The organism is Dietzia sp. IN118, assembly GCF_032905965.1.
Lineage (GTDB): Bacteria > Actinomycetota > Actinomycetes > Mycobacteriales > Mycobacteriaceae > Dietzia > Dietzia kunjamensis.
This window is the reverse complement of the sequence record NZ_JAUMSR010000001.1, coordinates 2122282-2143260: the sequence shown is the minus strand read 5'-3', so window position 1 is coordinate 2143260 and position 20979 is coordinate 2122282. Positions and strand designations below refer to the sequence as shown.

Sequence of the window (20979 nt, the reverse complement as noted above, 5' to 3'; positions counted from 1 at the left end):
TTGCTGGGCCCTGTGTGGGGGAGGGGACGCGGGCTCGACGTGGTGCACCGACCGCACCTTCGGCCCTGACTGCGTCCCCGCCCCGGCACACGGGGCCGGATGTCAGCTCTGGTCGAGCTTCTGGATGTAGTCGACCGCGTCCTGAACAGTACGCAACTTGGCGAGGTCCTCGTCGGGGATCTCCACCCCGTAGCGGTCCTCGGTCTGCACGGCGATCTCCACCATGGAGAGCGAATCGATGTCGAGATCGTCGACGAAGGACTTCTCCGGGGTCACCTCGGAGGGTTCGATCCCGGTGACCTCCTCGACGATCTCCGCCAGTCCTGCGATGATCTCGGCCTCGGTGCGTGCCATGTGGTGTCCCTTTCTGATGGGTGGTGCCGTGCCCGGCGGGCGCGACGGATGGTCTGGTCGCGATCGCCGGCCGGGGCCGACGATCGGGGGTGGGAGGAGCGGTCAGGCGCCGCTGAGTGCGGGGACCGACTCGAGGGCGAGTTCGAGGTCCTCGGGGGTGGTCACGCCGTACCGGGGAACGTCACGCATCATGCGCTTGGCCAACCCGACGAGTGAGCCGGAGGGCGGCAGCTCGATGAACGCATCGACGCCCAACTTGAGCATCGTCTGCGTACAGAGGTCCCACCGGACGGGATGGGTGATCTGGGAGACGACCCTGTCGAGGGCGTCGCGACCTGAGGTGACGACCATGCCGTCGGCGTTGGAGACCAGCGTCAGCTCCGGGTCGTTGACCTCGATCGTGTCGGCCAGGTCGCGGACCTCGTCGACGGCGGAGGCCATGTGGTGGGTGTGGAACGCCCCGGCGACCTCCAGCCGGCGCAGTCGCGCCCGGCTCGGTGGATTCTGCTCCAGGGCGTCGCAGGCCTCGAGCGGGCCGGCGGCCACGATCTGGCCCGCGCCGTTACGGTTGGCCGGCTGCAGCCCGGCGGTGTCCAGCGACAGCAGGACATCGGCCTCGACCCCGCCCAGCACCGCGATCATGCCGGTGGGGCGCTCGGCACACGCCCGGGACATCGCGGCACCGCGGACGGACGCCAGACGCAGGGCGTCGGCTTCCGACACCACCCCGGCGATCGCCAGTGCGGCGATCTCGCCGATCGAGTGGCCGGCCACCATCGTGTCGCAGGGCACCTGGCCGCGACGGCGCAACTCGGCGGCACCGAGCAGGGCCGAGGCGACGACGAGTGGCTGGGTCACCGCGGTGTCGGTGATCTCCTGCAGGGTCGCAGTCGTGCCGAGACGCTCGAGGTCGAGTCCGCTCGATGCGGACCACTCGTCGAGACGGTCCGAGGCACCGGGCAACTCGAGCCAGGGCGCGAGCATCCCGGCTTTCTGAGACCCTTGTCCAGGGGCAGTAAGGCAAAGCACGGGTATCAGAGAACACGCCCCGCCCCTCTTAGGATGATGTTCCCCAAGCCAGAAACACAGCCGGGATTTTGTACGATTCCCACAAATGGCGAGCTGGCTGGTCGTCCATCTCCGGTCGGTTCGGTTTCGTTACACCTTGTTACGGGAGTGATTGATTACGACTCCTGAGTGCTTCGGTCGGCGAACTTCCCGAGGACGAGGGCGATTCTCAGGACAAAAGCGTCCCTCGCGTTAAGCGGGTCGAATTTGGTGATTTGACTCACTCTCTTGAGGCGGTACCGCACGGTGTTGGGATGGACGTACAACTCGCGGGCACACGCCTCGACGTGCCCGCCGGAGTCCAGATAGGCCCGGAGGGTGTTCTCGACCGAGGTGTCTGCGCCCCTCAGCGGTGTGACGACCCGGTCGACCAACATCGTCGCCGCGCCCCGGTCGCCGGCGAGGACCCGCTCGGGCAGGAGGTCGATCGCCGCGACCGGTCGGGGGGCGCCGGGCCAGCCACAGACCGCCGCCACGCCGGAGAGCGCCTCGGTCGCGCTGTCCGGGGCCTCGGCGAGGGAGCTCACCGTGTGCCCGACGACGACCGGCGCGTCGGGTGAGAAGGAGTCGAGGACCTCGGCCGGGACGGCGGAGGAGGACTCGAGCTCCCCGGAGAGGATGACGACGAGGCGCGCGCCCTGTACCACGGCCAGTGCGTGGCGGCCGGCCGCGACCGCGGCTTTGTGGGCGGCGGGCACCGACGCCAGTCCCAGTTCTTCACGGGGCCTGCCGACGATCACCGTCGCCGCGGTGGTGGGGTCCCAGTTCAGTGCCGAGGCCCCGGAGGCGAGGTCGGCATGACGATCACCGCGGACCACGGCGTCGACCAGCATCGCCTCCATCCGGGTGTCCCAGGCTCCCCGGTTCTCCGCGGCGGCGGCGTAGACCGCCGCCGCGGTGAAGCCGAGTTCACGGCCGAACTTGAGCACCGCGGTGATCATGAGTCCGCGTTGGCGCTCGTTGTGGGTGATCCGGGGCATCACCAGCTCGAAGTACTCACACGTCGACCGGACGAGCTGGACCGTCTGCTGCAGGGTCAGCCCCTGGCCGAGCCCCTTGGGGAGCAACTTGAACCCCGCGATGGTGTCCGTGTGCGGAGCCTCGGGGTTGCGCATCCAGGTGACGAAGTCGCGCACCGCGCTCTGGATGATCAGCTGGATCTCGGCCCGCTGGTCGGCGGACAACTCGGCGAAGAACGCCAGATCCTGTTCCAACGCGCGGACCGCCTCGGTCGACAGGGTCCCCGAGTACCGGGTGATGCGCTTGAGCAGGGCATCGGAGACGGGACGATCGTCCGGCGGCGTCGCGGAGCGTCGCCGGACGGGTTGTGCGTCCCTCTCCCCGGTCCCGGGGTCGGCCATGTCTGTCACGCCACTCCGGGGTCCGTCGTCGGCTCGGGGGCGGCCATGACGTCGTCGATCCGGTACAGACGCGCCGCTTCGAGCAGGGTGGTCTTGTCGATGGTCCCCTCGCGGGCCAGGCCCGCGAGGACGGCCACGACGATCGATTCGGCGTCCGTGTTGAAGAAGCGGCGGGCGGCGGGCCGGGTGTCGGAGAACCCGAAGCCGTCACATCCGAGGACGGTGAAGTCCCCGGGGACCCAGGCGCGGATCTGGTCCGGAACCGCCTTCTGGAAGTCGCTCACCGCGACCTTCGGCCCCTCGGCCGACGCCAGTGCCGCGGTGACGAACGGGATGCGCGGCTGCTGATCGGGGTGGCGGAGCTCGTGGCGTTCGCACTCGAACCCGTCACGGGCGAGCTCCGTCCACGAGGTCGCCGACCACAGGTCGGCCGCGACGTCCCACTTGTCGGCGAGCATCTTCTGCGCCTCGACCGCCGCATACATCGCCACGCCGGACGCGAGGATGGAGGCCTTGTGGCTCCCGGCCTCCGCCGCGCGGAAGCGGTACAGACCGCGCAGGAGGGCGTCGACGTCCAGGTCCCCGGGCTCCGCCGGCTGCGGAACGGGCTCGTTGTACAGGGTGATGTAGTACGACACGTTGCGGTCGATGCCGTCGGTCTCGGTCTCGTTGGCCGCGCCGGGGCCGTACATGCGCTCGATGCCCGCGCGCATGATGTGGGCGACCTCGTACGCCCACGCCGGGTCGTAGGAGATGATCCCCGGGTTGGTCGCGGCCAACAGCGGGGAGTGGCCGTCCATGTGCTGCAGGCCCTCGCCGGTGAGCGTGGTGCGGCCGGCGGTGGCGCCCAGCAGGAAGCCGCGGGCGAGCTGGTCGGCGGCGGCCCAGATGCCGTCGCCGGTGCGCTGGAACCCGAACATGGAATAGAAGATGTACAGAGGGATCATCGGCTGGCCGTGGGTCGCGTACGCGGTCCCGGCGGCGGTGAACTCGGCGACGGACCCCGCCTCGCTGATGCCCTCGTGCATGATCTGGCCGTCCTTGGCCTCCTTGTAGCTCAGCATGAGGTCGTGGTCGACCGAGGTGTAGTTCTGCCCGTGCGGGTTGTAGATCTTCAGGGTGGGGAACCACGAGTCCATGCCGAAGGTGCGGGCCTCGTCGGGGATGATCGGCACGAAACGGTCGCGCAGGGACTCGTCGCGCATGAGCTCCTTGGCCGTCCGCACGAGCGCCATGGTGGTGGCGACGGCCTGCTTACCCGACCCCTTGCGGAGTGACTTCAGGGCGTCGATGCCCGGCACGGCCAGGGGGGTGAAGGTCTGGCGCCGCTCGGGGACGTGCCCGCCGAGGGCGGACCTGCGGTCCAGCATGTAGCGGATCTCCGGCGAGTTCGGCCCCGGGTTGTAGTAGGGCGGCTGGGTCGGATCGGCCTCCAGCTCCTCGTCGGTGATGGGGATCTGCTGCTTGTCGCGGAACAGTTTGAGGTCGTCGAGCGTCAGCTTCTTCATCTGGTGGGTCGCGTTGCGGCCCTCGAAGTTCTGGCCCAGTCCGAAGCCCTTGATGGTGTGGGCCAGGATGACCGTCGGCCGGCCGGTGTGCTCGAGCGACGCCTTGTACGCGGCGTGGATCTTGCGGTAGTCGTGCCCGCCGCGGCGCAGCGCCCAGATCTCGTCGTCCGTCATATCCTCGACGAGCTTGGCGGTGCGGGGGTCGCGGCCGAAGAAGTGCTCGCGGATCCAGGCGCCGTCGTTGGCGCGGAAGGTCTGGTAGTCGCCGTCGGAGACCGAGTTCATCAGCGAGACGAGCGCGCCCTCGGTGTCCTTGTCGAACAGGGCGTCCCATTCGCGACCCCAGACCACCTTGATGACGTTCCAGCCGGCGCCGCTGAAGTACGACTCCAGCTCCTGGACGATCTGGCCGTTCCCTCGGACCGGCCCGTCGAGACGCTGGAGGTTGCAGTTGATGACGAAGGTGAGGTTGTCGAGGGCGTCGTTCGCGGCGATCTGCAGCGCGCCGCGCGACTCGACCTCGTCCATCTCACCATCACCGAGGAACGCCCACACGTGCTGCTGCGACGTGTCCTTGATGCCGCGGTTGTGGAGGTAGCGGTTGAACCGTGCCTGGTAGATGGCGTTGATCGGCCCCAGACCCATCGAGACCGTGGGGAACTCCCAGAACTCGGGCAGCGAGCGGGGGTGGGGGTAGGAGGGGAGTGAACGCCCCGGATGGCTCTTCTCCTGCCGGAACCCGTCGAGGTCCTGCTCCCGCAACCGGCCCTCGAGGTAGGCCCGGGCGTACATGCCCGGGGAGGCGTGGCCCTGGAAGTAGATGTGGTCGCCGCCGCCGGGATGGTCCTTGCCGCGGAAGAAATGGTTGTACCCCACCTCGTAGAGCGGGGCCGCCCCGGCGTAGGTGGAGATGTGACCGCCCACGCCGATCCCGGGCCGCTGGGCGCGGTGGACCATGATGGCGGCGTTCCACCGGATCCATCGACGGTAGGTCCGCTCCACCGCCTCGTCGCCGGGGAACTCCGGCTCGAGACTCGTGGGGATGGTGTTGACATAGTCGGTGGACGTGAGGGCGGGCAGCGGAACACGCTGCTTGGAGGCCCGCTCGAGGAGACGCAGCATGAGGTAACGGGCGCGCTCGGGCCCGGCCTCGGCGAGCAGGCCGTCGAGCGAGTCCATCCACTCCTGGGTCTCCTCGGGGTCGGAGTCCGCCAGGTAGGAGGCGACCCCTTCCCGGAGAATCGGCACGTTGGTGGGTGCGGTCCCGTCCCGTGGGCCTTCGTTTCCGCTCATGCGTATCGTCCTCACTTCTGTGATTCGTACCGTGGACGCCCGGTGGGGCCACCACATGTCGTGGTACATCGTCGGGCCCGGGCCGCGGCCCGCAGGTGTGGGCGGATCGCGTCAGGCTCGGGGCGGGCCACCGTAGGCCCACCGGTTCCGATTGTGCCCCAAAGCGTGACGCGCGACACCGTCGCCTGAGCCGACACACCGCCAAATGGGCGGTAGTCGTTTCCCCGGCGGGTGTGCGCGGGTAGTGTTCCTGGTCAGCGAAAGACCCGAGAAGTAGCACGACGGAGTAGAGGGAGGAACACCACGGTGGTCGCCGCGGCGAACCAGCAGGACGGAGCGGACCAGGTAGCTGGTCAGCTCGAACTGACGGAGGGCATGCTCGTTCAGGAGGTCGGATGGGATTCCGACTGTGACGAGTCGATCAGCGAGGCCGTCGAGGACGCCGTCGGATCAGAGCTGCTGGAGGAGGACACCGATGAGGTGGTCGACGCGGTACTGCTCTGGTGGAGGGACGGTGACGGCGACCTGGTCGACCGACTCATGGACGTCATGACCCCCCTGGCGGACGACGGCTCGGTGTGGGTCCTCACCCCCAAGACAGGGCTCGACGGGCATGTGGTGCCCGCAGTGATCGCGGAGTCCGCCCAGACCGCGGGGATGCTGCAGACGCGCACCGCCGCGCTCGGGGACTGGGCCGGAAGCCGGCTCGCCCTGCGGAAGAACAGCATGCCCCGCAAGTGATCGCGGCACCCCGGACCCCTCGTGCGCCCCGGGGTGGGGCGCTGTCCCGGGTGGGATAATCTGACCGCACCGGCGCGATCGACGCGTCGGTGCGCACGCGCGCGTAGCTCAGCGGTTAGAGCTCTGGTCTTACACACCAGCGGTCGGGGGTTCGATTCCCTCCGCGCGCACCGATGATGAAGACCGACCGATGACAACCGACCGCACCCGGTGCCGAGGGCTCGGCGTAGGTGGTCAGGTCCGGAGGCGGTCCGCTCGGCGGAAAGCCCTGCGCTGCTCGGCGTCGTTGCGGTCGCCGTAGCGGGCCCGCATCGCGCGTTCACGGGCGGACGCCTCGTCGAGCTCGGTGGCTCCCCGGCCGCCGCCGTCTGAGCCGCCGCCCGACGAGTCACCGTTCGCGGGATCGCCGCCGCCGTCGCGGCCGAGGTCATCGGTGTCGCCTCCCCGGGCGTCGACCCCCGCGGTGGGCGTGGTGCCGTCATCCGGCGTCCCCGCCCCCTGATCGGCGTCGGCGTCGGCGGCCGCGACCTCGGCGTCGCGCCGCCGGGCCCGGATCTCCGCCCAGGCGAAGTAGATGAGCGCGGCCGGGGCGAGCACGCCGAAGGCCAGCCACTGCAGTCCGTAGGACAGGTACGGGCCGTTCTCGATGCCGGGGATCGGGGCGGGGGAGAGCGATCCTGGCTGGCCCCCGGCCAGCTGCAGGTAGCCCTCCGACACGAGGTCGTGCCCGAGGGTGTCGCCGATGACGACCGGGTCCACCACGCGCACCGCGGGCAGTCCGGCCATCGGGACGGGCTCGGCCTCGCCCGGCTCGGTGACCCGCAACCGGGCGGTGATCTCGACCTCGCCGGCGGGGGCGGCGGGATAGTCCGGGACCGCGTTGTTCTCCCCGACGAGCACGTATCCGCGGTTGACCAGCATGTCCGCGCCGTCCACGGGGTCGAACACCGTGAGAACCTGGTAGACCAGCTCGCCGTCCACCGACCGGAGTCGCAGCAGCGCCTCGGAGTCCGGTCGCCACTCCCCGGTGAGGGTGACCAGGCGCCATTCGCGCTCGGCGTAGGCCTGCGGGCCGTCCACCACCTGCGCCAGCGGCGCGGGCTCGGCCTCGACGGATTCGGCCAGCCGGGCGTTGCGGGCGTCGAGATCGTTGCTCTTGCCCAGCTGCCACGGGGCGAGCAGCGCGAAGCACGCCCAGGCGAACAGGGCCGCGGCGAGGACGCCGATCACCCATCCCGGGGTCAGGAAACGCCGCAGTATCCGCATGCTCCCAGGGTATCCGTCCCGGCGCGGCGGGTCCCGTGGCAGGTGTGCCCGCTACCCCGTGAGCTCGCGCACCTCGGCGACCAGCCCGGGCAGGGCCGCGGTGATCTGCAGGCGGGTGCGGGTGAAGCCGCTGTCGTCTCCGTAGTAGGGGTCGGCCACGTCGGTGCCGTCTGCGCCGTGCTCGTGTGCACGGGGGTCGTAGGACCGCAGCAGCCGGATGCGGCCCGGGTCGACACCCGCCCGACGCAGGTGGTCGCGGTGGCCGGTGTCGAGGGCCACCACCAGGTCGGCGTCGTGGTCGCCGGGGGACAGCTGCGAGGCCACGTGCCCGGTGTCGTAGCCGTGGGCTGCGAGTTCGGCGGCGGCGCGCGCGTCCATGCCGTTGCCGACGTGCCAGTCGCCGGTGCCGACGCTGGAGACGGTCACCCGGTCGCCGAGTCCGGCGTCGTGGAACGCCCGGCGGGCAATGACCTCGGCCATGGGGGAGCGGCAGATGTTCCCGGTGCAGACGAACACCACCCGCACCCGCGACTCACCACCCACGGATGATCTCCTCCAGCGCCGCGGTGTCGACGGCCGACCAGTGGGCGCGGTCCCACTCGTCGGGCCGCCCGTAGCCCCAGCGCACGATCGCGGTCGGGACGCCGTATCGGGCGGCGCCCTCGATGTCGTGTTCGCGGTCGCCGATCATGAGTACCTGCCCGGTCCCGCCGCCGTCGACGGGCGTCGGGTCGATCCCCATCGCCGAGAGGGAGTGCGCGATGACGTCGGCCTTGGCCATCCGGCCGACGGAGATGTCCGCCCCACCGATGAACTCGAAGGGGGCGGCCAGGTCGAAGTGCCCGAGGATCCGGCGCGCGGCGACCTCGTCCTTGCTCGTGGCGACCGCCATCCGGTAGCCGTCCACGGCGAGCCGGTCGAGCAGCGCGTCCATCCCCGTGAAGACGGCGTTCTCCAGCCACCCCACCTCGTCGTAGCGCTCGCGGTAGGCCGCCACCGCCCGGTCCAGGTCGGACCCGGCGAGGCCGAGCGAGGTCAACGTGTCGACCATGGGCGGGCCGGCGATGGAACGGATGTCGCGGTCGGAGTCCCAGCGCGCGCCCACCACGCCGAGCGCGTGGTGGAGGGACTTGGCGATGCCGTCGAGGGAGTCGGTGATGGTGCCGTCGAGGTCCACGAGGAGGATCGGGCGGTCGGTCATGCCGCCATCCTCCCAGAGTCCGCCGGGCGGGTTCCCCCGCCGGTCCGGGGCCGCGCGCCGTTCGTGGTCGTCCTACGCTTCCGGGAATGAGCGAGATACCCGGAGAGCGTCCCGACCAGGCGTCGTGGGCGGCGCTGCGACACCACGGTGACGCCGAGCTGGTCCCCGGCGCCCTGGACTTCGCCGTCAACGTGCGCGGATCGGGGCCGCCGGGGTGGCTCCGCGACAGGTTGGCGGCCCGCCTCGCCGACCTGGGGGGATACCCCGGGGGCGACGACGACGAGGCCGCCGTCTCCGCCGTGGCCGCCCGTCACGGGGTCGGACGTGACCGCGTCCTGCTGCTGGGCGGGGCCTCGGAGGGGTTCCACCTACTCGCCGCCCACGCGGCCCGGAACCTGCTGCGAGCGGCGGTGGTGCACCCGTCCTTCACCGAACCGGAGCTCGAACTGCGACGGGCCGGCGTGCCGGTGGAGCGGGTCCTCCTGCCGGTTCCGTTCGACCTCGACCCCGGCCTCGTCCCCGAGGAGGCGGACCTCGTCGTCGTCGGCAATCCCACCAACCCCACCTCGGTGGCGCACCCCCGGTCCACCGTGGCGGCGCTGTGCCGGCCCGGACGGGTGACGGTCGTCGACGAGGCGTTCTGCGACATCCTCGCGGACGAGGCGGCCCACACCCTGGCCGGTGCCGACCTGCCGGGCCTCGTGGTGCTGCGGTCGCTGACCAAGACGTGGGCGCTGGCCGGCCTGCGCGTGGGGTACGCCGTCGGGGACCCGTCGGTGTTGGCCGATCTCGCCGCGCGCCGTCCGCACTGGCCCCTGGGCACTCTCCAACTGGAGGCCATCCGGGCGTGCGTCGGTCCGGCGGCCGATCCGGAACTCGAGGCCGCGCGGGCGCAGGTCGTCTCCGATCGGGACACCATGGTCCGCGCCCTCGACGCCGCCGGGATCGAGGTGGTGGTGCCCCCGTCCGCACCGTTCGTCCTGGTCCGCACTCCGGCCGGGATCGACCCGGTCGCGTTCCGGACCGGGCTCGTGCGCCGGGGGATCGTCACCCGCCGCTGCGACACGTTCCCCGGCCTCGACGCCACCTACCTGCGACTGGCGGTGCGGCCGGGCACGATGGTGGACGAACTCGTCGGAGCCTGGCTCGGACAGGTCGCGGGACGGACAGGTCCCGCTGCGGCGGGTGAACAGGAAGGGGAGTGACCATGACCACCGGCAGGCCCACCCTGGCCGACGTCATCGACCTGTTGGAGCACGCCTACCCGCCGCGGCTGGCCGAGTCGTGGGACCGCGTGGGGCTGGTCGCCGGGGACCCGGCGGCCGAGGTCGGACGGGTCGTCGTGGCGGTGGACGCCACCGACGCCGTGGTCGACCACGCGCTCGCCGAGGGCGCCGACCTGCTGCTGGTCCACCACCCGCCGCTCATGCGCGGCGTGCACTCCGTGGCCGCCGACACCCCCAAGGGCCGGCTGCTGCACAAGCTCATCGCCGGCGGGTGCGCGCTGTACTCCGCGCACACCAACGCCGACTCCGCACGGCCCGGCGTCAACGATGCCCTCGCCGACGTGCTCGGCCTGGTCCCCGGCCGCCCCCTGGCCCCCACCGGTGACGGCACCGTCGACCGGTGGGTGGTGACCGTGCCCGACGACGACCTCGACGACCTGCTGAACGCGGTGTTCGCCGCCGGGGCCGGACGGATGAGCGGCTACACCGAGTGCTCGTTCTCCGTCCAGGGCACCGGGCGGTTCCGTCCCGGCGTCGGCACCGACCCGACGATCGGCACCGTCGGCGAGCCCGAGCGGGTCTCCGAGACGCGGGTGGAGTTCGTGGCGCCGCCCGAGCTGCGGTCCGCGGTGCGGCGAGCCGTCCTGGCCGGGCACCCCTACGAGGTGCCCGCCATGGACGTGTTCGTCAACCACGCCGGACCCGGGCCGGGGCCCGAGGACACCGGGCTCGGGCGGATCTGCGAACTCGACGCACCGATGACGCTTGCGCAGTTCACCGAGCTCGTGGCCGAGCGTCTGCCCACCACCGAGTGGGGGGTCCGCGCCGCGGGCGACCCCGACGCCGAGATCAGGCGCGTCGCGCTGTGTGGCGGATCCGGCGACTCACTGTTGGGTGCGGCCCGCGCGGCGGGCGCCGACGTCTACCTCACCGGGGACCTGCGCCATCACGTTGTGGACGAGCACCTTCGCTCGGGCGGACCCTTGCTCGTCGACGCCGCGCACTGGGCGCTGGAGTTCCCGTGGTGCGCCCAGGCCGCGGCCCTGCTCGAGGAGGGGGCGGACCTCACCGCGACGGTGTGCGATCAACGGACGGACCCCTGGACGGTGGCCGCCGGGGGAGGGCGCGTGCAGCGGTAGTCTTGGCACCCATGAAGGCCGATCCCCACGACCAGCGTCGACTCGTCGACATCGCCGACCTCGACCTGCGCCTGGCGAGTCTCGAGCACCGGCGGTCGCAGCTACCCGAGCAGACGACCCTGGACGAGCTGGAGGCCGAGCGGCGGGCCGCCACCGAGTCCGTCGCCCGTGCCCGGATCCACCTGGAGGATCTCGACCGCGCACTCGCCAAGCTGCGGTCCGATCTGGAGGCCGTGCGCCGGCGCCGGGCGGCCGACTCCGATCTGCTGGCCAAGGGCGGCCTGTCCGAGCGGCAGGCCACCGAACTGGACTACGAGCTGCGTTCGCTGGCCCGCCGCCAGGAGGCCCTCGAGGGCGAGCTGGGTGAGCTGGGCGAACGTCACGAGGCCATGGAGGCCGACGTCCGCCACTCCGGGGCGATCGTCACCGACCTGGACGCGCGGATCGGGATGGCCGTGACGCTGCGCGACACCGCCCTCGCCGAGCTCGAGGACGCGGTCACCGAGACGATGGCCGAACGGGCCCGGGAGGCGGAGACCGTCCCCGCCGACCTCCTCGATCACTACACCCGTAGCGCCGCGGAGGCGGGCCGAGGGGCGGCGATCCTCAACGGAGGCCGCTGCTCGGCCTGCGCCATGGACCTGGACCGGAGTACCGTCTCGGCGTTCCGCTCCGCCCCCGCGGACGAGGTCCTGAACTGCCCCGAGTGCGGCGTGATCGTGGTCCGCACCGACAACTCGTGACCGGCGGACCGGGCTCGACCGGCGGACCAGGCTGGACCGGCGCCACCGGCCGCCCCACCCGGATCGTCCTGGCCCGCCACGGCCAGACCCCGCTGTCGGTGGACCGGCGCTATTCGGGCCAGGGCGACCCCGAGCTCACCGAGTTGGGCGTCACCCAGGCCGAGCGCACCGCCGCCCGGCTCGCGGCACTGCCGGATCTCGCCGCGGTGGTCTCCTCCCCGCTGCGCCGGTGCCTGGGCACCGCCGAGCGGGCCGCCGACGTCGCCGGCGTGCCCCTGGTGGTGGACGAGGACCTCATCGAGACCGACTTCGGGGGGTGGGAGGGGCTCACCTTCCGGGAGGCCGCCGAGCAGGATCCAGACCTCCACTCGCAGTGGCTGGGCGACACCGCCACCGCGCCCCCGGGCGGCGAGAGCTTCGCCGTGGTGCGGGCGCGCGTCGAGCGGGGACTGCGGCGCATCGTCGCCGACCGCCCCGGCGGCGTGGTCGCCGTCGTCAGCCACGTCACCCCTATCAAACTGGCGATCCGGGCGGGCCTGGGCGCCGGTGACGAGCTGCTGTTCCGGCTGCACCTGGACCTCGCCTCCGTCTCCGACGTGCGTTTCTACTCCGACGGGCCGACCTCGGTGCACCTGGTCAACGACACCTCCCACCTCGTCTGAGCCCGCACCCCGACCGGCCCGCGCGGGCGACTAGACTCCCTGGGGCGAACGAGTCGGCCGGACGGCCGCGGACAGGGGAACCGGCGCTATCGGTGGCCAGGCCCCGGCCCGAGGAAAGTCCGGACTCCACAGAGCAGGGCGGTTGCTAACGGCAACCCGGGGTGACCCGCGGGACAGTGCCACAGAAAACAGACCGCCGCGCCTGCGGGCGCGGTAAGGGTGAAACGGTGCGGTAAGAGCGCACCAGCGCCCCGGGTGACCGGGGCGGCTAGGTAAACCCCGCCCGGAGCAAGGTCGAAGGTCGCACCGCTCGCGGTGCGGCTGCGCGGATGGCGTGCAGCGATGCACGGGAGGGCTGCTCGCCCGAGTCCGCGGGTGGACCGCTCGAGGTACCCGGTGACGGAGTGCCCAGATGGATGGTCGTCGCCCTCCGCCCGCGGAGGGCACAGGATCCGGCTTACAGGCCGGCTCGTTCGCCCCGTTCCCGGCAGGCGGTGCTGCGGCGCGCGGTGGCGGGCCCGGACCCGGATAGTAGGGTCCGAGGTGACAAGCCCGTCCCGTCGAACCGAGGAGGCCCACCGTGTCGGACGAACAATGGTACTACGACATCGCCACAGGTCAGGCGCAGCAAGGCAAGGTGACCAACTGGGACAACCGGATGGGCCCCTATGCCACGCGCGGCGAGGCCGAGGCGGCGCTGGCCAAGGCGAAGGCCCGCAACGAGGCCTGGGACGCCCAGGACGACTAGTACGAGCCCGGGAGGTCGAGCCGGGCTGTCCTACTTCTTCCCGCCCTTCTTCTTGCCGCTCTTCTTCTTGTCCTTCTTCTTCCGGCGCCGCCGTGCCGCACGCCGTGACTCGGACAGTTCGCGATAGGCGGCCGTGACCGCCGCGGCGTCGCTCTCGAACCCCTCGAGGGTGCGCTCGGAGAACGCCCGCTCGTGCTCGAAGAGCACGCCGAGGCCGAACGTCGACTCACCGGCGAACTCGGCCCGCCGCGCGATGCGCCGGATCCACTGCCGGGTGGTGACGCTGTCCTGGACCTCCCCGAGCACCGTGTGCAGCCGGTCGCAGGCCGTACGCAGCGGGGCCACCGTGAGGTCCTCCGTGTTCGGCACCGCGCTGACGTTGCGGCGCAGTGCCTTCGCGCGCTTGCGCACGACGTGGGTGAGTTCCTCCCGCTGGGCCAGCGTCAGGTCGAGGGAGTCCAGGTCGCGCTCGGTTCGGGTACGGACCTTGGTGAACTTGGAGAACTGCCGGTCCACCCCGCGCAGCAGTGTCTCCTCGGCCTCGCGCCGCTTCCTACCGCCCTTCGACGGAGCACCGCCCTTCGACGACGCCCCGCCCCCCACTGCGGCAGGGCCGGTGCCGGCGACGCGGACCAGCTCGTGGAGTCGGTCGACCACGTCGAGGTACCGGTCGGAGAGCAGCGCCGCGGTGACGCGTTCGCCCGCGCGCTGCTCCTCGAAGTCCAACTCGGTGCGCAGGAGATGCCGGGTCCGTGCGGTCACCACGTCCTCGGGGTAGTCGGCTGCCAGCGCCCCGAGTCGCTGGTCGACCACCTGGATGTCCCGGGCCTTGCCCAGCACCGCGGCGAGTTCCTTGAGTTCGGCGAGGAGCGCGGCCGGGTCGATGTCGGTGCCGGCGGTCTCCGCCCCGAGCTCGTCGGCGTACGAGCTGATGGTGCTCCGCAGGCCACGGACCGCGACGCGCATCTGGTGGACGCCCACCACGGTGACGCGCCGGGCCGCCGGATCGTGGTCGAGGAGTTGCTGCAGGTCCTGGACAAGGGCGTCGCGCACGGGCGAGACGCCGCGCTCGTAGAGGTCGGGGAGTGGGCCGATGGTGCGGGCGAGTTTGGACGACGACGACGAGGCGTGAGCCCCGGCGTCCGCGCAGGCGGCGGCGACGGTCGCGAGGAGATCGTGTGCATCGGGTCGCGCCGGATCGACCAGTTCGGTCTCCCATTCCCGCCATCCCGCCGTTGATCCGCCGGCGACGAACGACTCGGTGGAGACACGGTCGTCGCAGAACTCGATCACCGCGGCCCCGTCGGGGTCCCGCAGCGTGAGGACCTGCCGGCGGTTGTCGATGCGGGCGACGGGCTCGAGGGGCCGACGGCGGACCAGCCCGGCGACGGCCGTGACGAGCTCCGCGGGGACGACGTCGTCACGGGGGTCGCCGTCGCCGAGCGGGGCCTGCAGTTCGACGCGTCCCGCCCGGTCGGGCAGTTTGAGGTGCCAACCCTCGTCGTCCCCGCCGGTGCGGCGCCGGAGTGTGACCTTGTGCCGGGTGAGCGAGAGGTCGGCGGTGTCGTAGTAGGTGGCGGAGAGCTGGTGCTCCACCGGGACGTCCGCGACGAGAGGCGCCAGGGCGTCGACCGTGGGCAGCGGGGTGTGCTCGTCGACCTCGAACTTGCTCTCGACCTCGACGGTCTCGTTGATCGTCATGGTCCGGTTGTATCAGTAAAGGATGAACACCGGCAGTGAGCGCCGCCCCTTCCGGACTTACCGGCGGGTAAGGTCAGTGGCTACGGTCACACGTTCGTCGTAAGGGAGAGATTGTGGATCAGCCGAAAATCGTCGACGTCCTGGTGGTGGGGGCGGGGTTCTCCGGGCTCGGTGCCGCCATCCGGCTCGCGCAGGAGGGCTTCGACGACCTCGTCGTCCTCGAACGCGGCCCCGACGTCGGCGGGACGTGGCGCGACAACAGCTATCCGGGCGCGGCGTGCGACGTCCCGTCCCACCTGTACTCGTACTCCTTCGCCCTCAACCCCGACTGGTCACGGGCCTTCTCGCCGCAGGGCGAGATCTACGACTACATCCGGAAGGTCACGCACGAGGCCGGCGTGCGCGAGAAGATCCGCTTCGGCGTCGACGTCACCTCGGTGGACTACGACGAGTCCCGCGGCCGGTGGACGGTGCGCACCAGCGAGGAGGAGTACGACGCCCGCGTGGTGGTGCTGGGCGTCGGGGCACTGTGCGAGCCCAGGCTCCCGGAGATCGACGGCGTCGGCGACTTCGCCGGGCCCGTCTTCCACACCGCCCGCTGGGACCACTCGGTGACGCTGGCCGACAAGCGGGTCGCGGTGATCGGCACGGGCGCCTCGGCGATCCAGGTGGTGCCGTCCATCGCCCCGACCGTGGCGCACCTCGACGTCTACCAGCGCACCGCGCCCTGGGTCCTGCCCCGGATGGACCGGCAGTACCCCCGGTTCGAGCGGTCGCTGTACCGCCGGGTGCCCGGGCTGCAGCGCGCGGTGCGGGCCCTGCAGTACGCCAGCCGCGAGTTCCAGGTGGTGGGCCTGACCCGCACCCGCGCGGCGCTGGCACCCATCAAGGCGCTCGGACGGGCACACCTGGCGATGCAGGTGCGCGACCGTGCCCTGCGCGCGCGGCTCACCCCGCACTTCGAGATCGGGTGCAAGCGCATCCTGCTGTCCAACACCTGGTACCCGGCACTGTCCCGGGACAACGTCGACGTGGTCACCGAGCCGATCACCCGCGTCACCGAGGGCGGGATCGTCACCGGTGACGGAACCGAGCACCCCGCCGACGTCCTGGTGGTGGCCACGGGCTTCCACGTCACCGATTCACCGTTCTTCGAGCGCGTCCGCGGAACGGACGGGCGCACCCTGGCGGACAAGTGGCAGAGCGAAGGGATGGAGGCCTACAAGGGGACCACGGTCGCCGGCTACCCCAACCTGTTCGTCCTGGTGGGCCCCGCGACCGGACTCGGGCACTCGTCGATGATCTACATGATCGAGTCCCAGCTCAACTACCTCGTGGACGCGCTGCGCACCATGCGGGACCGCAGCCTGCAGACCGTCGAGGTGCGTGCGGCCGTCCAGGACGCGTACAACCGCGAACTGCGCGACAGCACCGGCGAGACCGTGTGGGTGACCGGTTGCCGGAGCTGGTACCTCGACGACAAGGGCAACGCGCCGGCCGTGTGGCCGGACTACACCTTCACTTTCCGCAACCAGACCCGGGAGTTCGACCTGAGCGCCTACCGGCGGACCGCGGCCGACGACACGGCCGCGACGCGTACCGGGCAGGAGTCCCTCCGGTGAGCGCCCCGATCGGCAGACTGTTCGGCGCCGTCGGGTCACTGGCCCGCCGCCCCCGCTGGCGGATGGACGGCAAGGTCGTCGTCGTCACCGGCGCCGGCTCGGGGATCGGGCGCGAACTGGCGCGCGAGGCCGCGCGGCGCGGCGCCCGGTTGGCACTGAGCGACATCGACGCAGACGGACTGGCCCGGACCGTCGAACTCGCGCGCGGTGACGGCGCCACCGACGTGCACTCGCAGCGTCTCGACGTCACAGAACAGGCGATGGTCGCTGAGTACGCGGGGGCGGTCGCCGAGCACTTCGGTGTGGTCCACCTGGTCGTCAACAACGCCGGCATCGCGTTCACCGGGGCGGTCGAGCAGTCCGGCTACAAGGACATCGCCCGCGTGATGGACGTCGACTACTGGGGCGTCGTGCACGGCACCAAGGAGTTCCTCCCGCACCTCATCGCCTCCGGCGACGGCCACCTGGTCAACATCTCCAGCATCTTCGCGTTCCTGTCCGTGCCCACCCAGAACGCCTACAACGCGGCCAAGGCGGCGGTGCAGCAGTTCACCGAGTCCCTGCGGATGGAGATGATGGCGGCCGGGCACCCCGTCGACGTCACCTGCGTCCACCCGGGCGGGATCAAGACCGCCGTCGCCCGGAGCGCCGGCGCGGCCGAGGGGCTGGACAGCGCGAACTTCGCCACGATCTTCGACGCGAAGTTCGCGCGCACCGAGGCGTCGACCGCCGCGCGGGTGATCCTCGACGGCGTCGAGCGACGTAGGGCGCGCGTGCTGGTGGGGGTCGACGCCCACCTGCTCGACGCCCTGGTCCGGCTGTTCCCGACCGGCTACCAGAAGGGCACGGTCGCGATGTCGCGCCGCTTCGGGGTGGTCTGAGACGGGGGCGCGCCCGGCCCGGGCTCCTCAGGGACGGAAGCGGTCCGTGGCCTCCAGCAGGTGGTGCGTCGTGCCGGGTTCGGCCATCGCGTGCCCCGCGTCGGGGACGATGTGCAGCTCCGAACCCGGCCACGCCGCGTGCAGCTCCCACGCGCCTGCGACCGGGCACACCACGTCGTAGCGGCCGTGGACAATCACGGCGGGCAGGTGGGCGATCCGGTCCATCCGGTCCAGGATCGCCCGGCCCCGCAGGAACGCGTCGTGGACGAAGTAGTGGTTCTCGATCCGGGCGAAGGCCAGGGCGAAGCGGTCCGGGTCACCGCCGGTGCCGGCGGGTCGGGGGAGCAGGGTCGAGGTGGACGTCTCCCACGTGGTCCACGCGCGGGCCGCCTCGAGTTCGACCTGCGGATCCCCGCAGTGCAGGAGCCGGTGGTAGGCCGCGACGTGGTCGTAACCCGGCTGATGGACGGCGTCGGGGCCGTCCGCGGCGAGCAACGGCGCGAGGTAGCCCTCCCACACGTCCGGGAACAGGTGCGCGGCCCCACCGCGGTAGAACCAGTCGATCTCGCTCGGGCGGCACAGGAAGACGCCGCGCAGGATCAGTCCGCGGACCCTGGAGGGATGCTCCTGGGCGTACGCCAACGCCAGGGTGGAGCCCCACGAGCCGCCGAAGACCAGCCACTCCTCGACCCCGAGGTGCTCCCGCAGTCGCTCGAGATCGTCGACCAGGTGCCAGGTGGTGTTGACCGTCAACTCCGCGCCGTCGGCGACGTGCGGGGTGCTCCGCCCGCACCCCCGCTGGTCGATCAGGATGATCCGGTAGGCGGCCGGGTCGAACATGCGTCGGTGCTCGGGCGTCGTCCCGCCACCGGGTCCGCCGTGGACGAACAGGACGGGGGCGCCGTGCGGGTTTCCGGAGCACTCCCAGTACACGTGCTGCCCGTCGCCCACGTCGAGCATCCCGCTGTCGTAGGGCTCGATCGCCGGGTACGGGGCACGTCGGGCGGCCCCGTGTCCGCTGTCGGTCGTCGGTGCCACCACGGTCAGAAGGAGTGCTCGGCGCCGGGGAAGGCCCGCGAGCGGACCTCGGTTCCGTACTCGCGGGCGGCGTCACGCAGCGTGTCGGCCAGCTCGGCGTACCGCTTGACGAACTTCGCGGTGCGGCCCGTGCTGTGCCCGGCCATGTCCTGCCAGACCAGCACCTGGGCGTCGCACCCGTTGCCGGCCCCGATGCCCACGGTGGAGATCTCCAGTTCTGCGGTCACCTCCCGGGCCAGGTCGGCGGGCACCATCTCCATCACCACGGAGAACGCCCCGGCCTCCTGGACGGCACGCGCGTCGGCGCGCAGCTGATCCGCCGCGTCGCCGCGTCCCTGGACCCGGAACCCGCCCAGCCCGTTGACCGACTGCGGCGTGAAGCCGATGTGGGCCATCACGGGGATCCCGGCGTCGACGATCGCCTTGATCTGCGGGACCATCCGCACGCCGCCCTCGAGCTTGACGGCCTGGGCACCGCCCTCCTTCATCATGCGGGTGGCCGCGGCCACGGCCTGCGTCGGCGAGGCCTCGTAGCTGCCGAACACCAGATCCGCTACGACCAGCGCCTTCGGGGCGCCGCGGGTGACGGCCCGCACCAGCGGGATCATCTCGTCCTCGGTCACCGGGACCGTCGTGTCGTAGCCGTAGACCACGTTGGCGGCCGAGTCGCCGACGAGCAGCACCGGGATCCCGGCCTCCTGGAACAGCCGCGCGGAGACGAAGTCGTAGGCGGTGAGCATCGGCCACGGCTCGCCGGTGGCCTTGAGCTCGGCGAGGTGGTGCAGACGGGTGACCCGGGTCAGGCCCTGCGGCCCGTCGCCCTTCGGCGTCTGGTCCGGTGCGCCGACGGCGCCGTAGACCGGGGAGTCGGGGGTGTCGCTCATGGGAGTGGGGCCTTCCTTCGGTGACCTCGAGGCCGGCTGGGCGCCGGTACCCGGGTGGACAGGGGGCGGTGACGTGCGCGGCGGGATCCGTTCGCTGTCGCGGACGAGTCTGCCACGACGGGCCCGGAGGGGGCCGGTGGGCGTCGCGGCGGGCGGATGTCACACGCTCGTAACACGACAGGCACTAGGTTGGAGCGCATGAACCGCCAGCAGGAGTACGTTCTCAGGACCTTGGAAGAGCGCGACATCCGGTTCGTCCGGCTCTGGTTCACCGACGTCCTCGGCACCCTCAAGTCGGTCGCCGTGGCGCCGGCCGAACTCGAGGGCGCCTTCGGGGAGGGGATCGGCTTCGACGGCTCCGCCATCGAGGGCTTCTCCCGGGTCTCGGAGGCGGACACCGTCGCCAAGCCCGACCCGTCGACCTTCCAGGTGCTCCCGTGGGCCCACGCCGACGGCAAACAGCACTCCGCGCGCATCTTCTGCGACATCTTCAACCCGGACGGCAGCCCCAGCTGGGCCGACCCCCGGCACGTCCTGCGGCGTCAGCTCAGCAAGGCCGCCGACCTCGGGTTCTCGTGCTACGTGCACCCCGAGATCGAGTTCTTCCTGTTCAAGGACCTGGACACGGACGGCGCGGAGCCGGTGCCCACCGACAACGGCGGCTACTTCGACCAGGCCGTGCACGACTCCGCCCCGCACTTCCGGCGCCACGCGATCGAGGCGCTCGAGGCGATGGGCATCTCGGTGGAGTTCTCCCACCACGAGGGCGCGCCGGGCCAGCAGGAGATCGACCTCCGCTACGCCGACGCCCTGAGCATGGCGGACAACATCATGACGTTCCGCTACGTGGTCAAGGAGGTGGCCATGAACAACGGGGTGTGGGCGTCGTTCATGCCCAAGCCCCTGCGTGACCACCCGGGCTCGGCCATGCACACCCACATGAGCCTGTTCGAGGGCGACGCCAACGCGTTCCACGACCCGGACGACGAGTACCAGCTGTCCGATACCGCGAAGTCGTTCGTGGCGGGCATCCTCACCCACGCGCCCGAGTTCTCGGCGGTGACCAACCAGTGGGTCAACTCCTACAAGCGACTCATCGGCGGAGGCGAGGCCCCCACCGCGGCCACCTGGGGCCGGGCCAACCGGTCGGCGCTCGTCCGTGTGCCCATGTACACGCCCAACAAGGCGTCCTCGCGCCGCATCGAGGTGCGTAGCCCGGACTCGGCCTGCAACCCGTACCTGGCCTACGCGGTGATGTTCGCCGCCGGGATCAAGGGCGTCCAGGAGGGGTACGAGCTGCCGCCGGAGTCCGAGGACGACGTGTGGACCATGAGCCGGCGCGAGCGGCGGGCGATGGGATACACCGACCTCCCGGGCAGCCTCGAGCAGGCGCTGGACGCCATGGAGGAGTCCGAGCTCGTCGCCGAGGCGCTGGGCGAGCACGTGTTCGAGTTCTTCCTGCGCAACAAGCGGCGCGAGTGGCGCGAGTACCGCAACGACGTGACCCCGTACGAGCTGCGGCACTACCTCAACTTGTGACCGG

Annotated in this window: 18 protein-coding genes, 1 tRNA gene, 1 other RNA gene and 1 pseudogene; 11 read left to right on the top strand and 10 right to left on the bottom strand. The window is 71.4% G+C overall.

Going from position 1 to position 20979, the window contains the following annotated elements; genetic code table 11:
* Positions 1-102 precede the first annotated feature (102 nt).
* From acpM to aceE, 4 genes are all read right to left on the bottom strand, one after another.
* Entirely contained in the window at positions 103-354 is a 252-nt protein-coding gene (acpM, locus tag Q2K20_RS10315; RefSeq protein ID WP_067714230.1) for a meromycolate extension acyl carrier protein AcpM, read from the bottom strand.
* A gap of 102 nt (positions 355-456) precedes the next feature.
* A complete protein-coding gene (locus Q2K20_RS10310; RefSeq protein ID WP_096905694.1) occupies positions 457-1383 on the bottom strand; it encodes an ACP S-malonyltransferase in 927 nt (308 codons plus the stop codon).
* Positions 1384-1538: 155 nt separating this feature from the next.
* Positions 1539-2783: a PucR family transcriptional regulator gene (locus tag Q2K20_RS10305; RefSeq protein WP_159148116.1), complete on the bottom strand. Its 1245-nt coding sequence runs from the start codon at positions 2781-2783 to the stop codon at positions 1539-1541.
* A 5-nt stretch (positions 2784-2788) separates the two neighbouring features.
* The gene (gene aceE / locus Q2K20_RS10300) at positions 2789-5584 is read right to left on the bottom strand and encodes a pyruvate dehydrogenase (acetyl-transferring), homodimeric type (protein ID WP_159148114.1); all 2796 of its coding nucleotides are present in this window, start codon (positions 5582-5584) and stop codon (positions 2789-2791) included.
* Between the two features lie 306 nt (positions 5585-5890).
* Here aceE and Q2K20_RS10295 point away from each other — a divergent pair, with 306 nt between their 5' ends.
* Both Q2K20_RS10295 and Q2K20_RS10290 read left to right on the top strand, forming a co-directional pair.
* Positions 5891-6325: a DUF3052 domain-containing protein gene (locus Q2K20_RS10295; RefSeq protein ID WP_096905691.1), complete on the top strand. Its 435-nt coding sequence runs from the start codon at positions 5891-5893 to the stop codon at positions 6323-6325.
* Between the two features lie 97 nt (positions 6326-6422).
* A tRNA-Val gene (locus tag Q2K20_RS10290) sits at positions 6423-6495 on the top strand.
* Between the two features lie 64 nt (positions 6496-6559).
* Here Q2K20_RS10290 and Q2K20_RS10285 read toward each other — a convergent pair.
* Genes Q2K20_RS10285 through Q2K20_RS10275 form a run of 3 tightly spaced genes read right to left on the bottom strand, consistent with a single transcriptional unit; the run spans position 6560 to position 8792 of the window.
* Positions 6560-7591, bottom strand: coding sequence for an SURF1 family protein (locus tag Q2K20_RS10285; protein WP_163376533.1), 1032 nt, complete (start codon positions 7589-7591; stop codon positions 6560-6562).
* 51 nt (positions 7592-7642) lie between these two features.
* Complete coding sequence (locus Q2K20_RS10280; RefSeq protein ID WP_268817100.1) at positions 7643-8134, bottom strand: low molecular weight protein-tyrosine-phosphatase; 492 nt, start codon at positions 8132-8134, stop codon at positions 7643-7645.
* Positions 8124-8792: an HAD hydrolase-like protein gene (locus Q2K20_RS10275; protein ID WP_069389227.1), complete on the bottom strand. Its 669-nt coding sequence runs from the start codon at positions 8790-8792 to the stop codon at positions 8124-8126. Before Q2K20_RS10275 ends, Q2K20_RS10280 begins: the two co-directional genes overlap by 11 nt.
* An 86-nt stretch (positions 8793-8878) precedes the next feature.
* On the opposite strand from Q2K20_RS10275, the gene cobC reads away from it, so the two are divergent.
* The 6 genes and pseudogenes from cobC to Q2K20_RS10245 all read left to right on the top strand — a co-directional run bounded on the left by cobC (position 8879) and on the right by Q2K20_RS10245 (position 13310).
* Positions 8879-9997 (top strand): Rv2231c family pyridoxal phosphate-dependent protein CobC, encoded by a 1119-nt coding sequence (gene cobC / locus Q2K20_RS10270; RefSeq protein ID WP_163376531.1) that lies wholly within the window; start codon positions 8879-8881, stop codon positions 9995-9997.
* 2 nt (positions 9998-9999) lie between these two features.
* Positions 10000-11157 carry a Nif3-like dinuclear metal center hexameric protein gene (locus tag Q2K20_RS10265; protein WP_096905686.1) on the top strand — a complete coding sequence of 386 codons (1158 nt, stop codon included), beginning with the start codon at positions 10000-10002 and terminating at the stop codon, positions 11155-11157.
* Positions 11158-11168: 11 nt separating this feature from the next.
* Complete coding sequence (locus Q2K20_RS10260; RefSeq protein WP_159149159.1) at positions 11169-11900, top strand: zinc ribbon domain-containing protein; 732 nt, start codon at positions 11169-11171, stop codon at positions 11898-11900.
* Positions 11901-11926: 26 nt separating this feature from the next.
* Positions 11927-12562: pseudogene (locus Q2K20_RS10255) on the top strand (histidine phosphatase family protein); the annotation flags it as partial.
* Positions 12563-12611: 49 nt separating this feature from the next.
* Positions 12612-13038, top strand: an RNA gene (gene rnpB / locus Q2K20_RS10250) — RNase P RNA component class A.
* Positions 13039-13142: 104 nt separating this feature from the next.
* Positions 13143-13310, top strand: coding sequence for an SPOR domain-containing protein (locus Q2K20_RS10245; protein ID WP_132061872.1), 168 nt, complete (start codon positions 13143-13145; stop codon positions 13308-13310).
* Positions 13311-13340: 30 nt separating this feature from the next.
* On the opposite strand, the gene Q2K20_RS10240 is transcribed toward Q2K20_RS10245, so the two are convergent.
* Positions 13341-15011, bottom strand: a complete 1671-nt coding sequence (locus tag Q2K20_RS10240) for a CYTH and CHAD domain-containing protein (protein WP_185951730.1) — start codon at positions 15009-15011, stop codon at positions 13341-13343.
* A gap of 113 nt (positions 15012-15124) precedes the next feature.
* Between Q2K20_RS10240 and Q2K20_RS10235 the strand changes: the two genes are divergently transcribed.
* Both Q2K20_RS10235 and Q2K20_RS10230 read left to right on the top strand, forming a co-directional pair.
* The gene (locus tag Q2K20_RS10235) at positions 15125-16633 is read left to right on the top strand and encodes a flavin-containing monooxygenase (protein ID WP_269504598.1); all 1509 of its coding nucleotides are present in this window, start codon (positions 15125-15127) and stop codon (positions 16631-16633) included.
* Between the two features lie 62 nt (positions 16634-16695).
* A complete protein-coding gene (locus Q2K20_RS10230) occupies positions 16696-17514 on the top strand; it encodes an SDR family NAD(P)-dependent oxidoreductase (protein ID WP_159148781.1) in 819 nt (272 codons plus the stop codon).
* A 27-nt stretch (positions 17515-17541) separates the two neighbouring features.
* Here Q2K20_RS10230 and pip read toward each other — a convergent pair whose 3' ends face one another.
* Positions 17542-18555: a prolyl aminopeptidase gene (gene pip / locus Q2K20_RS10225; protein ID WP_390890273.1), complete on the bottom strand. Its 1014-nt coding sequence runs from the start codon at positions 18553-18555 to the stop codon at positions 17542-17544.
* A gap of 2 nt (positions 18556-18557) precedes the next feature.
* Positions 18558-19436 carry a 3-methyl-2-oxobutanoate hydroxymethyltransferase gene (panB, locus tag Q2K20_RS10220; RefSeq protein WP_159148780.1) on the bottom strand — a complete coding sequence of 293 codons (879 nt, stop codon included), beginning with the start codon at positions 19434-19436 and terminating at the stop codon, positions 18558-18560.
* A gap of 198 nt (positions 19437-19634) precedes the next feature.
* On the opposite strand from panB, the gene glnA reads away from it, so the two are divergent.
* On the top strand, positions 19635-20975 hold the full coding sequence (gene glnA / locus Q2K20_RS10215; RefSeq protein ID WP_067714196.1) for a type I glutamate--ammonia ligase: 1341 nt from the start codon (positions 19635-19637) through the stop codon (positions 20973-20975).
* Positions 20976-20979: the final 4 nt, after the last annotated feature.

Bases quoted from the DNA above. Each gene is read 5' to 3' on its own strand.
- acpM (WP_067714230.1), bottom strand. From the start codon at position 354: ATGGCACGCACCGAGGCCGAGATCATCGCAGGACTGGCGGAGATCGTC.
- Q2K20_RS10305 (WP_159148116.1), bottom strand. From the start codon at position 2,783: ATGGCCGACCCCGGGACCGGGGAGAGGGACGCACAACCCGTCCGGCGA.
- aceE (WP_159148114.1), bottom strand. From the start codon at position 5,584: ATGAGCGGAAACGAAGGCCCACGGGACGGGACCGCACCCACCAACGTG.
- Q2K20_RS10285 (WP_163376533.1), bottom strand. From the start codon at position 7,591: ATGCGGATACTGCGGCGTTTCCTGACCCCGGGATGGGTGATCGGCGTC.
- Q2K20_RS10275 (WP_069389227.1), bottom strand. From the start codon at position 8,792: ATGACCGACCGCCCGATCCTCCTCGTGGACCTCGACGGCACCATCACC.
- cobC (WP_163376531.1), top strand. From the start codon at position 8,879: ATGAGCGAGATACCCGGAGAGCGTCCCGACCAGGCGTCGTGGGCGGCG.
- Q2K20_RS10265 (WP_096905686.1), top strand. From the start codon at position 10,000: ATGACCACCGGCAGGCCCACCCTGGCCGACGTCATCGACCTGTTGGAG.
- Q2K20_RS10260 (WP_159149159.1), top strand. From the start codon at position 11,169: ATGAAGGCCGATCCCCACGACCAGCGTCGACTCGTCGACATCGCCGAC.
- Q2K20_RS10240 (WP_185951730.1), bottom strand. From the start codon at position 15,011: ATGACGATCAACGAGACCGTCGAGGTCGAGAGCAAGTTCGAGGTCGAC.
- Q2K20_RS10230 (WP_159148781.1), top strand. From the start codon at position 16,696: ATGGACGGCAAGGTCGTCGTCGTCACCGGCGCCGGCTCGGGGATCGGG.
- panB (WP_159148780.1), bottom strand. From the start codon at position 19,436: ATGAGCGACACCCCCGACTCCCCGGTCTACGGCGCCGTCGGCGCACCG.
- glnA (WP_067714196.1), top strand. From the start codon at position 19,635: ATGAACCGCCAGCAGGAGTACGTTCTCAGGACCTTGGAAGAGCGCGAC.